The sequence below is a fragment of the Streptomyces sp. NPDC048442 genome (genome assembly GCF_040651475.1).
Taxonomy (GTDB): domain Bacteria; phylum Actinomycetota; class Actinomycetes; order Streptomycetales; family Streptomycetaceae; genus Streptomyces.
The window spans coordinates 48,907-62,617 of record NZ_JBEZKB010000016.1 but is presented as its reverse complement, the minus strand read 5'-3'; the positions used below and the strand labels follow the sequence as shown (position 1 = coordinate 62,617).

General features: G+C 70.5%; 12 protein-coding genes. 5 read left to right on the top strand and 7 right to left on the bottom strand.

What is annotated here, in order from left to right:
• Positions 1–58 precede the first annotated feature (58 nt).
• From AB0D18_RS23490 to AB0D18_RS23480, 3 genes are read right to left on the bottom strand one after another with little or no spacing between them, the layout of a single operon-like run.
• Positions 59–1,636, bottom strand: a complete 1,578-nt coding sequence (locus AB0D18_RS23490) for an NAD(P)/FAD-dependent oxidoreductase (RefSeq protein ID WP_362421773.1) — start codon at positions 1,634–1,636, stop codon at positions 59–61.
• Positions 1,617–1,937, bottom strand: a complete 321-nt coding sequence (locus AB0D18_RS23485; RefSeq protein ID WP_362421771.1) for a (2Fe-2S)-binding protein — start codon at positions 1,935–1,937, stop codon at positions 1,617–1,619. Before AB0D18_RS23485 ends, AB0D18_RS23490 begins: the two co-directional genes overlap by 20 nt.
• Positions 1,927–3,141, bottom strand: a complete 1,215-nt coding sequence (locus AB0D18_RS23480) for an FAD-binding oxidoreductase (RefSeq protein WP_362421768.1) — start codon at positions 3,139–3,141, stop codon at positions 1,927–1,929. The genes AB0D18_RS23485 and AB0D18_RS23480 overlap by 11 nt, the downstream gene beginning before the upstream one ends.
• Positions 3,142–3,335: 194 nt before the next feature.
• Here AB0D18_RS23480 and AB0D18_RS23475 point away from each other — a divergent pair, with 194 nt between their 5' ends.
• Genes AB0D18_RS23475 through AB0D18_RS23455 form a run of 5 tightly spaced genes read left to right on the top strand, consistent with a single transcriptional unit; the run spans position 3,336 to position 9,091 of the window.
• On the top strand, positions 3,336–5,084 hold the full coding sequence (locus tag AB0D18_RS23475) for an ABC transporter substrate-binding protein (RefSeq protein WP_362421765.1): 1,749 nt from the start codon (positions 3,336–3,338) through the stop codon (positions 5,082–5,084).
• 14 nt (positions 5,085–5,098) lie between these two features.
• Positions 5,099–6,076, top strand: coding sequence for an ABC transporter permease (locus AB0D18_RS23470; RefSeq protein WP_362421762.1), 978 nt, complete (start codon positions 5,099–5,101; stop codon positions 6,074–6,076).
• Complete coding sequence (locus AB0D18_RS23465) at positions 6,073–7,062, top strand: ABC transporter permease (protein ID WP_362421759.1); 990 nt, start codon at positions 6,073–6,075, stop codon at positions 7,060–7,062. The genes AB0D18_RS23470 and AB0D18_RS23465 overlap by 4 nt, the downstream gene beginning before the upstream one ends.
• Positions 7,059–8,114, top strand: a complete 1,056-nt coding sequence (locus AB0D18_RS23460) for an ABC transporter ATP-binding protein (protein WP_362421757.1) — start codon at positions 7,059–7,061, stop codon at positions 8,112–8,114. Before AB0D18_RS23465 ends, AB0D18_RS23460 begins: the two co-directional genes overlap by 4 nt.
• Positions 8,111–9,091 (top strand): oligopeptide/dipeptide ABC transporter ATP-binding protein, encoded by a 981-nt coding sequence (locus tag AB0D18_RS23455; protein ID WP_362421754.1) that lies wholly within the window; start codon positions 8,111–8,113, stop codon positions 9,089–9,091. The genes AB0D18_RS23460 and AB0D18_RS23455 overlap by 4 nt, the downstream gene beginning before the upstream one ends.
• A gap of 69 nt (positions 9,092–9,160) precedes the next feature.
• Here the strand turns inward: AB0D18_RS23455 and AB0D18_RS23450 are convergent, their stop codons facing one another.
• The 4 genes from AB0D18_RS23450 to AB0D18_RS23435 form a co-directional block, all read right to left on the bottom strand.
• On the bottom strand, positions 9,161–11,185 hold the full coding sequence (locus AB0D18_RS23450; protein WP_362421751.1) for a collagenase: 2,025 nt from the start codon (positions 11,183–11,185) through the stop codon (positions 9,161–9,163).
• Between the two features lie 590 nt (positions 11,186–11,775).
• Complete coding sequence (locus tag AB0D18_RS23445) at positions 11,776–11,985, bottom strand: hypothetical protein (protein WP_362421748.1); 210 nt, start codon at positions 11,983–11,985, stop codon at positions 11,776–11,778.
• A gap of 128 nt (positions 11,986–12,113) precedes the next feature.
• Positions 12,114–13,163 carry an SPFH domain-containing protein gene (locus AB0D18_RS23440; protein ID WP_362421746.1) on the bottom strand — a complete coding sequence of 350 codons (1,050 nt, stop codon included), beginning with the start codon at positions 13,161–13,163 and terminating at the stop codon, positions 12,114–12,116.
• A 3-nt stretch (positions 13,164–13,166) separates the two neighbouring features.
• Positions 13,167–13,598, bottom strand: coding sequence for an NfeD family protein (locus tag AB0D18_RS23435; RefSeq protein ID WP_362421743.1), 432 nt, complete (start codon positions 13,596–13,598; stop codon positions 13,167–13,169).
• Positions 13,599–13,711: the final 113 nt, after the last annotated feature.

The window sequence follows — 13,711 nt, the reverse complement described above, 5'->3', positions numbered from 1 at the left end:
TGTGGTGTGTGACATGTTACTCAGTGGAATGCGGCACCCCCGAAGGGGTGCGCGTGGATCAGCTGGTGGTCTTGGTGGTCTTGGTGGTCTTGGTGGTCTCGGGGGATTGGGCCGGGGAGTCGCCCGGTTCCGGGAGTGCGCCGAGTGCGGAGAGCGTGACCGGCACGGCGATCGGGCGGCGTTCGGCGAGTGCTTCCACAGCGCCGCCATTCACCGCGCCGGCGTCCGTCGTGCTTCCGGCCGCTGAGCCGCCGTCCGTCGTACTTCCGCCCACTGCGCCTCCGCCTACCGCCCCTCCGCCCGCCGCGAGGCAGGCCACGGCCGTCCCGCACGTCCGCCCCTGGCACCAGCCCATGCCGGCCCGGGTGAGGAGCTTGACGCTGCGTGCGTCGCGTGCCCCCAGTTCGGTGACGGCCTCGTGGATGCATCCCGCGGTCACCTCCTCGCAGCGGCACACCTCGGTGTCGTCGGCCAGCCAGCGCGGCCAGCCGGATCCCGGCGCGTGGGCGGCGGTCATGACATCGGCGAACCTGCGCATACGGCCCCGGCTGCGCAGGAGTTTGCCGGCCCGGCCGCTGTGCGTGGGCCGCAGCCCCAGCCGTGCGGCGATCGCGAGACCGGCCAACTCTCCCTCCGTACAGGCGAGTTGGACTCCACCGATGCCGCCGGTCTCGCCTGCCGCCCACAGGTTCCGTACCGAGGTTTCCTGGCGGTCGTCCAGGACCAGGGCGGAAGTCCGGTCGGACAGCGGGCGGGTGGCGCAGCCGAGCGTGGTAGCCAGCTCGATCTGCGGGACGAGCCCGTGCCCCACGGCCAGCGCGTCGCACGCGATCCGGCGGCCCGACCCCCGTACGGGCCGCCAGTCGGAGTCGAGCCTGCTGACGGTGACGGCCTCCACCCGGGCGGTGCCGTGCACTTCGGTGACCGCGCTGCGCAGCCGCAGCGGGACCCGGTTCCGCAGCAGCGCGCTGCCGTGCACGGCAGCTTCGACGAGCTTGTGCGGATTGGCCGCGAGTGCGACGGGGTGACGGGCGTAGCGCAGATAGCCGGCCGCCTCGACCACGGCGGGCACCCGCGCTCCTGCGGCGGCGAGCGAGGAGGCGACCGCGAGCAGCAGCGGGCCGCTCCCGGCCACGACGACGCGCTTGCCGGGCAGTACGAGCCCCGACTTGAGCATGGCCTGGGCGCCGCCCGCACCCACCACTCCGGGCAAGGTCCAACCGGGGAAGGGGAGTTGACGTTCGTACGCCCCCGTAGCGAGCAGGACCGTCCTGGCGCGCACCTGGACCGGCTGCTCTCCGTTGCCGTCGTCGCCGGTGACGGCGTGGACCGTCCACAGGCCGTCGGCCTCCTTGGCCACGGTCCAGACGTGGTGTCCCGCGAGGTGGGTGACGTCGCTCGCCGCCAGCCGCCGGTACAGCCCGGCGAAGGTGGACCAGTCGTGGTGCAGCGCCTCGGGGCGTACCGCCCCCATGGCCGGTGCGGGGTGCCGGTAGAACTGCCCGCCGGTCTGCGGCGAGGCGTCCAACAGGGCGACGCTCACGCCGAGTTCGGCTGCGGTGACGGCTCCCGCGAGACCGGCGGGGCCCGCTCCGATCACCGCGAGGCCGTACGGTTCAGCTGCCGATGCGGTCATGGCCGTGTCCCTCCTGGGTGGTGATCGCGTCGCCGGGGCGTGCCGGTACCAGGCAGGCCCTGCGGTTGGGTTCGCCGTTGACGGTGGCCAGGCAGTCGTAGCACTGCCCGATGCCGCAGAACGCGCCGCGCGGGCGGGCGCCGTTGCGGGTGGTGCGCCAGGCGAGGATGCCCGCGCCCCAGAGCGCGGCGGCGATGCTCTGCCCCGGCAGGCCGGTGACGGGGCGCCCGTCGAAGGTGATCTCGAACTCGGCTCCGGGCTCGGCGCCCACAAGGTCGGCCGGGGTGCGCTCACGCGCCATCGTGCGGGTCCTTCCGGGGAGAGGAGTGGGGGAGGGGCGAGGAGGAGTGTGCGGGGGCGGGGTCGGCGAACCGGTCCGGCCTGAACGGCCCCAGTGACAGCGGAGGTTCCTCGCCCGTCAGCGCCCGCGCGACGAGCAGCCCCGTCACCGGGGCCAGCCCGACCCCCGCACCCTCGTGACCGCAGGCGTGCAGCAGCCCGGGGGTCCTGGGGTCGGTGCCGATTGCCGGGAGGTGGTCGGGCAGGTACGGGCGGAAGCCCGCGTACGTCCGCAGCACCCGGACCCCGGCCAGGACCGGGAAGAGCGCGGTGGCCTGGGACGCCAGCCGGCGCAGCACCTCGGTCGAGAGCCTGCGGTCGAAGCCGACGCGCTCCCGGCTGGCGCCGATCAGGACGGGGCCCGCCGGGGTGCCCTCGACCACCCCCGAGGTCTGCAGCGCCGCCGAACCGCTGGCGACGTCGGCGACATAGTCCGCCGCGTACACCTTGTGCCGCACGAGGCGTGGCAGCGGTTCGGTGACCAGGACGAAGCCCCGGCGCGGCAGGACCGGGAGGTCCACGCCCGCGAACCTGGCGAGCTCGCCGCCCCAGGTGCCCGCGGCGTTCACCACGGCACCTGCGTGGATCTCACCGGTCGTGGTGCGTACGCCCCGTACCTTCCCGCCCTCGTCCGTGAGCAGCCCGGTGACCTCCTCGCCGAGCCTGAGACGCACCCGGTCGCCCGCCGCCCGCAGCAGATGTGCGGCGGCCAGGGCGGGCATGACCTGGGCGTCCTGCCGGTAGTGGAAGCCGCCCGCCAGGCCGGGGGCCAGGTGCGGCTCCAGTTCCTTCAGCCGGTCGAACGGGACCTCTTCGGCCCGTACACCGGCTTTCTCCTGGCCGGCCGCGAAGGCGCGCAGGGCGTCCATCCCGGCCTCGTCCGAGGCGACGACGAGACCGCCCTTGGCCTCGTACTCGACCCGGGGGAGCTGCTCGGCGAGCTCCTCCCACAACCCGGCGGAGAGCAGGGCGAGTTCGAGCTCGGGCCCCGGCTCCTTGTCGGAGACCAGGAGGTTTCCCTCACCCGCACCCGTGGTGCCGCCCGCGACGGGGCCGCGGTCGACCACGGTGACAGAGAGGCCTGCGAGGGCGGCGTAGTAGGCACAGGCGGCGCCGACCACTCCCGCCCCGACGACGATGACATCCGAAGGTTTTCTCGTGGGCACCTCAGTAATATTTCACATGGCACAGTCGATGCCAAGGGTTTGGGGTGGGGGGTTTGGTGCGGGTGTCCGGCCGTTCGGACACGGGTGGATAACGGACCCGCCAATGGGTTGTCAGTGCAATTTCACATTACTATGTTACAGGTCACATTCCAGCCAACTCCTGTGCTGGCCAACTGTTCTCGGAGTGACCACTGATGAACAAGCGCACCCTCGCCGTCCTCTCCACCGCTCTGGTGGCGTCCTTCACCCTCGGCGCGACCGGCTGCTCCAGCCCGGACAAGTCCGGCGCGCGAGACGGCGGCGCCAAGAACCCCGCGACCGCCAACGCGGGCACCATGGTCGGCGGCACCCCGCAGAAGGGCGGCACCCTGACGGTCCTGTCCAACCAGGACTTCGAGCACCTCGACCCGGCCCGCAACTGGGTGGTGAACGCCATGGAGTTCGGGACCCGGACGCTCTACCGCACCCTGGTCACCTACAAGGCCGCCCCCGGCACCGCAGGCGGCGAGCTCGTACCGGACCTGGCGACCGACCTCGGCACCGCGTCCAACGGGGCCAAGACCTGGACGTTCCGCCTGAAGAAGGGGGTCAAGTACGAGGACGGGACCCCCGTCACCGCGCAGGACGTCAAGTACAACGTCGAGCGGTCCTTCTCGCCCGACCTGCCGGGCGGCGCCGACTACGCGGCCCGCTACCTCAAGGGCGCCGAGGGCTACCAGGGCCCCGCCCAGGGCAAGCACCTCGACTCCATCAAGACGCCGGACGACCACACGATCGTCTTCGAACTCCGCAAGCCCTTCGCCGAGTTCCCCAGCGCCACCGTGATGCCGACGTTCTCCCCGGTGCCGCAGGCCAAGGACAAGGGGCCGCAGTACGACAACCGGCCGTTCTCCTCGGGCCCGTACAAGATCGAGTCCTACCAGCGCGGCAAGAAGCTGGTCCTGGTGCGCAACACCCACTGGGACGTCTCGACCGACCAGGTGCGCAAGGCCTACCCGGACAAGCTGGTCATGGTGATGGGGCTCAAGCCCAACCAGATCGACGACCGGCTGATCGCCAGCCAGGGCGCCGACGCCTCCGCCGTCTCCTGGGGCGCGCTGCGGCCGGAGAGCGCGGCCAAGGTACTGCCCAACGCGGAGGTGCGGGGGCGGCTGATCGCCGAGTCCACCAACTGCACCGACATGGTCCAGATGCACACCGGACGCGCCCCGTTCAACCAGGTGAAGGTCCGTCAGGCCGTGCAGTACGCGCTCGACAAGGAGCTGGTGCTCACCGCATCCGGCGGGCCCGCGTTCAACGACCTGTCCACCGCGTACATGCCCGCCACCCTCTTCAACGGCAAGCAGCCGGACACCCTGAAGATCCCGGCGGCCGGCAATGTGGAGAAGGCGAAGCAGCTGCTGAAGGACGCGGACAAGCCGGACGGCTTCACCACCAAGATGACCGTCTCCAACGGCGACAAGGGGCGCGCCGAGGCCATCCAACAGGCACTCGGCAAGGTCGGGATCAAGGTCACCATCGAGACCGTCGACCCGTCCGCGTTCTACGGGACGATCGGCGACACCAAGAACCGTACCGACATGATCTACACGGGCTGGTGCCCCGACTACCCGTCCGGGTCCACCTTCCTCCCCTTCGTCTTCGACGGCCGGTACATCAAGGAGAAGGGCAACTCCGGCAACCACTCGCTCTTCCGCGACGCCCCGACCATGAAGCGGATGGACGAGATCGCCGCCATGACGGACGCCAAGCAGGCGGCCGCCGCCTGGCAGCAGCTGGACGGCGAGATCCTCACCAAGGCCCCGACCGTCCCGGTCCTGGTGCGCCGCTGGCCGCTGGTGCTCGGCACCAACATCGCGGGCGCCTACGGCCAGACCTCCTTCGGCGGTCAGCTCGACTACGCCACGGTCGGCCTCAAGGACCCCTCCAAGAGCCAGGGCTGAGGGTACGTCAGATCATGACTCTCACCCCCGTCCCCAAAGCCCCTGTCCCCGAAGCCCCCGTCCCCGAAGCCAAGGACGCCGCGGCGGTTCTGGCCGGCCGCGGCCCCTGGCAGCTGGCCCGCGCACAGCTGCGCCACCGCACCTCCGTCAAGATCTCCCTCGTCGTGGTCGCGCTCTTCCTCGTCATGGCCGCCGCGGCCCCGCTGCTGAGCGCGCTCGGCGGCTGGTCCCCCGAGGAGTTCGACAAGACCGCCGTCGACCCTTACCTGGGCGGTCAGCCGCTCGGGGCGCTCGGCGGGATCTCCGCCGACCACTGGCTCGGCGTCGAACCCGTCACCGGGCGCGACCTGTTCGCCCGGGTCGTGCACGGCGCCCAGGTCTCCCTCCTGATCGCCCTCACCGCGACCGCGATCGTGGTGATCGCCGGCACGGCCGCCGGGATCGCGGCCGGCTACTTCGGCGGCCGCATCGACGCGGTCCTCAGCAGGCTCATGGACCTGACCATGTCCTTCCCCTCCCTCATCTTCATGATCGCGATGATGTCGGTGGCCAAGGACGTCAACCGGATCCTCCTGATGACCGCCGTCATCGGCCTGTTCGGCTGGCCCGGCATCGCCCGCGTCGTACGCGGCCAGACCCTCTCGCTCAAACACCGCGAGTACGTCGACGCCGCCCGCGTCGGCGGCTCGGGACCCTGGCGCATCCTCACCCGCGACGTCCTGCCGGGCGTCGCGGGACCCGTCATCGCGTACACCACGCTGATCGTCCCCGGCATGATCGCCACCGAGGCGGCCCTCAGCTACCTCGGGGTCGGCGTGCGCCCGCCCACCCCGTCCTGGGGCCAGATGATCGCCGAGAGCGTCGCCTTCTACGACACGGACCCCATGTACTTCGTCATCCCGAGCGTCTGCCTCTTCCTCACGGTGCTCGCGTTCACCCTGCTCGGCGACGCCCTGCGCGACGTCCTCGACCCGAGAGGCAGCCGTACGTGACCCTCTACCTCGGCCGCAGGCTGCTCGGCGTCATCGGCGTGCTCATCGCGATCGCCGCCGTCACCTTCACCATCTTCTACGTCCTCCCGTCCGACCCGGCCGCCACGGCCTGCGGCAAGTCCTGCAGCGCCGAGCGACTGGTGGCGATCCGCGCCCACATGGGCCTCGACCAGCCGATCTGGCAGCAGTTCTGGGACTTCCTCTCCGGCATCTTCACCGGACGCACCGTCGGCAGCGGCACGTACGCCCTGCACTGCGACTTCCCGTGCCTGGGCTACTCGTACGAGAACAGCGAATCCGTCTGGGACCTCCTCATGGACCGGCTGCCGGTCTCCGCCTCGCTCGCCTTCGGCGCGGCGGTGCTGTGGCTGACGCTGGGCCTGTCCGCGGGCGTCCTCGCCGCCCTGCGCAAGAACACCCTCACCGACCGGATCCTGATGGTCGGCGCGGTCGGCGCGGCCTCCATGCCGGTGTACTTCACCTCGATGATGCTGATCTACGGACTCATCCGGGTCGCCGGACTGCTCCCGTATCCGAGTTACGTTCCCTTCGGCGCCGACCCCGTCCACTGGGCGAGCAACCTGCTGCTGCCCTGGGTGGCGCTCGCCATCCTGTACGCGGCCATGTACGCGCGCCAGAGCCGCAGTTCGATGATCGAGACGATGGCGGAGCCTTTCATCCGCACGGCCCGCGCCAAGGGGCTGCCGCGCCGCACGGTTGTCGTCAAGCACGGGCTGCGGGCGGGCATGACGCCCATCCTGACCCTCTTCGGCATGGACCTCGGCGGCCTCCTCGCGGGCGCCGTCATCACCGAGTCCATCTTCGGCCTGCCGGGCATCGGACGGCTCTTCTACGGAGCCCTGTCCACCGGCGACCAGCCGGTCATCCTCGGGGTGACCCTGCTCGCCGCCACCTTCATCGTCGTCGCCAATCTCGCCGTCGACCTGCTCTACGCGGTCGTCGACCCGAGAGTGAGGCTGTCATGACCGTACAGAAGCAACCCCTGCTGTCCGCAGCTCAGCAACCCGTCCCGGCCGCGGGCCAGCAACCCCTGCTGTCCGCACGGGACTTGACCGTCACCTTCCCCACCCGGCACGGCCCCGTCCGCGCGGTGGACCAGCTCAGCTTCGACGTCCACCGCGGCCGCACCCTCGGCATCGTCGGCGAGTCGGGATCCGGGAAGTCCGTCACCTCGATGGCCGTCCTCGGCCTGCACACCAGTGCCGAGGTCACCGGCTCCCTCACCCTCGAAGGGCAGGAGCTGGTCGGCCGCACCGAGCGCGAACTGAACCGGCTGCGCGGCCGCCGGATGGCGATGATCTTCCAGGACCCGCTCTCCAGCCTGCACCCCTACTACACGGTCGGCGAGCAGATAGCCGAGCACCACCGCGTCCACTTCAACTCCCGGCGCGGGGCGGCCCGCCGGATGGCCGTGGAGATGCTCGGCGAGGTCGGCATTCCGGAGCCGGGGCGCAGGGCGGGCGAGTACCCGCACCAGTTCTCCGGCGGCATGCGCCAGCGCGTGATGATCGCGATGGCCCTGGCCTGCGAACCGGAACTGCTCATCGCGGACGAGCCGACCACCGCCCTCGACGTCACCGTCCAGGCCCAGATCCTGGAGCTGATCGCCCGGCTCCAGGAGCAGCGCGGACTTGCCGTCGTCATGATCACCCACGATCTCGGGGTGGTCGCCCGGGTCGCCCACGAGGTGCTGGTGATGTACGGCGGGCGGGCCGTCGAACGGGCCCCGGTGGACACCCTGTTCGCCGCCCCCGCCCACCCCTACACCCGGGGGCTGCTCGACTCGCTGCCCCGGCTCGACGACCCCGACGACGTACCGCTGCGGGCGATCCCCGGCAGCCCGCCGTCGCTGCTCACTCCGGCGCCCGGCTGCGCGTTCGCGCCCCGCTGTGCCCGCGCCGCGAGCGCGACGGGCAGTGAGCGGCTGCGCTGCGGGACCGAACGGCCGCTGCTCACCGGACCGGCCGGCCATCCGGCCGCCTGCCACTTCCCCGCGTACGAAGGCATCGCCTCATGACCACACACGCCCCACCACTCCTGCACGTAAGGGACTTGACGGTCGCCTTCCCCGGCAAGCGGCGCAGCGCACCACCCGTGCGGGCCGTCGACGGCATCACCTTCGAGGTGGCCGAGGGGGAGACCCTGGGCCTGGTCGGGGAGTCCGGCTGCGGCAAGTCCACCACCGGACGCGCGATCGTACGGCTTCTCGAACCCACCACCGGGTCGGTCACCTACGACGGCCGCGACATCAGCCACCTCTCGCAGCGCGAGCTCAAGCCGCTGCGGCGCGAACTCCAGATGGTCTTCCAGGACCCGCACTCCTCCCTCAACCCCCGCCAGACGGTGGCCCGGATCATCTCCGATCCCCTTCTGGTGCAGGGGAGTTCGGCGGCCGACGCCCACAAGCGCGCGGTCGAGCTGATGGAACTCGTCGGGCTCATCCCCGAGCACATCGACCGCTACCCGCACGAGTTCTCCGGCGGGCAGGCCCAGCGCATCGGCATCGCCCGCGCGCTCGCCACCGGACCCCGCCTCATCGTCGCCGACGAACCGGTCTCGGCCCTCGACGTCTCCGTACAGGCCCAGATCGTCAACCTCATGGAACGCCTGCAGCAGGAGCTGGGCCTCGCCTACCTCTTCATCGCCCACGACCTGTCGGTGGTCAAACGGGTCTGTGAGCGGGTCGCCGTGATGTACCTCGGCCGGATCGTCGAAATCGGCGCCAAGGAACGGGTGTACGCGGCCCCCGCCCACCCCTACACCCGCGCCCTGCTCTCCGCCGTCCCGCTGCCCGACCCGGCGGCCGAACGGGCCCGCGAGCGCATCATGCTCCTCGGCGACCCGCCCAGCCCCGCGGCGCCCCCGCCGGGCTGCACCTTCCACCCCCGCTGCCCGAAGGCGCAGGACGTGTGCCGCAGCGAGGCACCGCTGCTGCGGATCGCCACACCGGGCGAGGCGCGGCAGGTCGCCTGCCACTTCCCCGAGGCGGCCTGAACGAGAGGTGAGTGTGCCCCGGAACCGCGTGCGGTTCCGGGGCACACTCATCTTTGCCGGACCTGATACCTACTTGGCGGCGGCCGGCAGCCGGCCGCATTCGCCGCCGGCGCACTTGCTCAGCCAGTCGGCGAAGTCGGCGTCGTACCTGGTGCCGATGGTGTCGCGGAGCAGGCTGTAGGCCGCCTCGTACTCGCCCGCACGGTAGTGGCCGAGCAGGGTGGCCACGTCCTGGGGGTGCGACTGGAGCATGTAGCGGACGCCCAGGTAGCCCCACTGGTAGATGCGGGTGGTGTCGGCGTTCTCGTAGGTGGTCCCGAAGAGCTGGCTGAGCGTGTACGTGTTCTTGCCCGCCTCCTCGATCGCCCTGTCGTAGGTGACGCCGCGGTACGTGTACGAGAGGTACTCGGCGAAGCCCTCGATCCACGTCACCGCGGGGACGGTCTGCCCGGCGGCGAAGTCGCCGTGCATGTCGTAGCGGCCGTCGAGGTAGTGGGTGTACTCGTGGTTGAGGTTCCAGATCTGGAAGGCGCCGTCCTGGGCCGCCTGCTCGTAGGCGATGAAGCGCGGCTGGTTGCCCGCGGCGGCCGGGTCGCCCTCCAGGTACATGCCGCCGTTGTTGGTGTCGATGCCGAAGACGACACCGGCGTAGGTCTTGTAGTCGGTACTGGAGTGGAAGGCGACGATCTCGATGTTGGTGTTGTTGTCGTCCTTGACGGGACCGCTGTCCTTGACGATGTTGTGGAAGACCGGATCCTGCTTGAGGATGCTCTCGCAGGTGGCCGCCAGTTCGGCCGCGGTGAGCTGCTGGGCGAGGACCTTCGCGCTCGGACCGCAGCTGTGCTTGACCGTCAGGACGGCGTCGCGCACCCGGTCCTGCAGGTCGCAGGTGCCGTAGTCGGCGCAGTTCTCCTTGTCGAACTCGGTCGTCATCTCGGCGAGGCCGACCCACAGGGGAGCGGTCCGCCCGGTGATCTGGCTGCGCCCGAGCAACTCCTTGACCAGCGGCTTGACGGTGTCCTTGAGCTCGGCGTGACGCAGGAACCGGGCGAGTTCGCGCCCGGCGTTGGAGGTCAGGTAGGACTTGTCGGTGCCGAGCAGGCCGTCGTGGGCGACGGCGAAGTCACGCAGGCCGGTGAGGACGCTCGGGTCCGCCTTCACCGCTTCCACGAACTCCGGCACCTGGTGGCCGCGGAAGAGCACGGTGTAGGTGTTGTTGACCGCCGAGAGCATCCAGTAGAACGCGTCGTACGAGGAGTCGTAGTCCTTCAGCAGACGCGTGACGACGTTGAGGTAGCGGGCGTTCTCCTCGGAGCTGTCGATCAGGGTGACCGCCTCGGCCAGGGTCTCGCCGTTGGCCTCGGTGACGTCGAAGGCGCGGGGCGAGCCGAAGAAGGCGTCCAGGGCGCCCTGAACGGAGCTCTTCAGGGTCGGGCCGTACTCGCCGACGTTGTCCGGCTGGTTGTACTGGATGTAGTAGCCGGCCCGCAGGTAGAGCACCAACTGGGCCGCGGACGTGCTGTTGTTCCCCGGGTAGTCGGCGGCGACCTCCTTGAAGGCGTTCGCCACCGTGACCATCTGTTCCTCACGGAAGAGGGCCTTGGAGTCCGCACCGGCCACGCTGAACAGCGTGTTGATACAGGTGGTTTCCGACTGCTTGATCTGCTCGATCAGTGCGGCGCCGGTCTTCGAGGTGAAGTCACTGACGTTGCACTCCGCCGCGGCCTTCGCCGCGGAGCGGGCCTTCTTGCGCTGCGCGGCGTTCTGGGTCGCGGGGAGCGGTGCGCGGTGCACGGAGTTCGCGGCCCTGGCCGCCGATCGCGTGGGGGTGGCGGCATGTCCGGGTGCGAGGTCGGCATCGAGCACGGTGGAGCTGGCGGGCTGCGGCGCGAGCCTGGGCGCCTTGGCCTTGGTGTTGGTGTGGGTGTTGGCCCTGGTGTTGGCCTGAGCCTGAGCCTTGGGCGCCTCGGCACCGGCCGGCGCCGCCGGGGCCGCCGCGCCGTTGGGGGCGAGCAGGGTGAGCCCGAGGCCGGCGGCGGTCACGGTGGGTATCAGCAGCCGGGCGAGCTTCTTGGCTGTGGGGGGTCTGCGCATGGGGATGGCCTCCAGGCCGGTCGACAGCCGTGCGTGGGGCACGGCAGTGGGGGGTGCGAACGGTGATGGCAACGGGAGTTGAGCACTCCCGGAGCTGTCATGCTCGCGGAAAGTGTGACCGTACAATTTCACAGTTCACATGCCAGTGAAAGAGGCTTGCGCGCACCGAAAGAAATTGACGTGCCGTCAGAGGCGGGCGCGGCCGGGGAACTTGGCGTTCCCCGGCCGCGCCGGGAACACAGGGCTCGGGTGCTGGCGTCCTGGGCGGCCGGGGGCTGGGCTCACGCGGCGCGTGACCGTAGCCGCTCGCTCGGGGGTCTTGATCCGGGCGACGGGGGGCAAGTGGCCGTCGCCGACCTGGGATCCGACGTACGCAAGGGCGCCCTCGCGGTGCGCGAGGTGTTGTGCGTTGTGCGTTGCGCCCGGCCCTCTCTCGGGCCGCCCTACAAGTCCCGGGCTGAGCCTCGACCGTGGCCGGCGTGGCGCCCTCGCAGACGGCGACGCCGGTGGTGTGGTGGGCGGCGAGCTGCGTCATCATCGCAGTGTCGGCGGATCCGCGCCGGGCTTTCCCTGGCCGACGAGTGCCCCGATCAGGTCGCTGCGGTCAGTACCGTCCGTACGGCCGCGGCCGCGGCCCACGCGGTGTGCCGCCACCACGGGGTCGACCGTCGCGCGTATGCGATGGCCCGCTCCGCAGCGCGCGGTTCGGTGCGCGGCACCTGGTAGAGCCGCCCGAGGTGATCGGTGAGCGCCTTCTCGCACGCACCGCCGAGCGCAAACCCGCGTCCGTGTCGTCGCACGCACCGCCGAGCGCGAACCCGCAGAGCATGCGGAGTGAGAGGCCGTCAACTCCTGCTGCAGTTGTGCGAGAGTCCCTCAACTCGCCCTTGCCACCACCGGTTTGCCCCGGCGCATGCCTGCCGAGCGCTCAACTGCCGTCATCTGCGGGCCGGCCCGCCAGCGCGTCGGAGGTGAGGCCATCGGCTTTGGCCGCGTCGGCGAGGGCCTGTGCCGCGGCTTCTGCGGCTTGGGCCGTGTCGTCGGCGGCCTTGGCGGCCATGCCGTCCGACGAGGATGTCTCGCGGGTGGCAGGCGACTGGGGAAGAACTTCGCTGAAGGCGCGGGAAACGCCTTGCAGGGCGGAGGTGACCTCGCTGGGGATCACCCAGAACGTGCTGCCAGGTCCCTGCGCGAGCTGGGGCAGCATCTGCAGGTACTGGTAGGCGAGCAGCTTGGGGTCGGGGTCGTTGCGGTGCACCGCCTGGAAGACCTCGTCGATGGCCCGTGACTGCCCCTCGGCCTTGAGGATCGCGGCGGTCCGGTTGCCCTCCGCGCGAAGGACGGCGGACTGCTTGTCGCCCTCGGCGGTCAGTATCTGCGACTGGCGCTGCCCTTCCGCCCCGAGGATCGCGGCCCGCTTGTCCCGCTCGGCCCGCATCTGCTTCTCCATCGCGTCCTTGATGGACTGAGGCGGGTCGATGGCCTTGATCTCCACCCGGTTGACCCTCAGCCCCCATTTGCCGGTGGCCTCGTCCAGCACCCCGCGAAGCTGGCTGTTGATCGTGTCGCGGGAGGTGAGGGTCCGCTCCAGGTCCATGGAGCCCACGACGTTGCGGAGCGTGGTGACGGTGAGCTGTTCGACCGCCTGGAGGAAGTTGGCGATCTCGTAGGCGGCCGCTCGCGGGTCGGTGACCTGGAAGTACAGCACGGTGTCGATTTCAACGACCAGATTGTCTTCGGTGATCACCGGCTGCGGTTGGAAGGACACGACCTGTTCGCGCAGATCGATCACCGGGTGGACGCGGTCGATGTACGGGATGACGAGGCTGAGGCCGGGCTTCAGCGTGCGGTGGTAGCGGCCGAGCCGCTCGACATTGCGCGCGCGGGCCTGGGGCACGATACGGACCGCGCGCAGCACGGTGAAGACGGCGAAGACCGCGACAAGCAGCCCGGCGATGAGGAACGCGGAAACCTCCATGGCTCACTCCCGGGGGTAGACGAGTGCGGTGGAGCCCTTGATCTCCATGACGTCGACGGTCGTTCCGGGAGGAATCACCTGTGTCTCGTCGTAGGAGCGGGCCGTCCATTCCTCGCCGCCGATACGGACCCTGCCGCTGACGCCCGTCACTTCCGAGACGGCGTAGGCGGCCATGCCGATCAGGGCGTCCACCCCGAACCGTTCCCCCTGCGGCTGGACCAGGTGACGCAGCGCGACAGGCCGGACGAACAGCAGGCCGACCGTGGCCACGAAAGTGAAGACCAGGAACTGCAGGGGCAGCGGCAGCCCGGCCGCCGCGAAGGGAACCGTGAGCAGGGCCGCGCCCCCGAGCAGCCCGAGCGCCACGGTGAGGGTAAAGACCTCAGCCAGAGCCAGGACCGCTGCGGTGGTCAACCAGATCAGCCATGAGTCCATTGCGTCCCCCTCCCGACGTGTGGGGGTGCCCGGGGGCCGTGCACGCTTTGCGTCTATTCTACCGAATTGCCCGCTGGGATCGCGCCTGTGGGGGACTCGCGAGAAATGCGGAA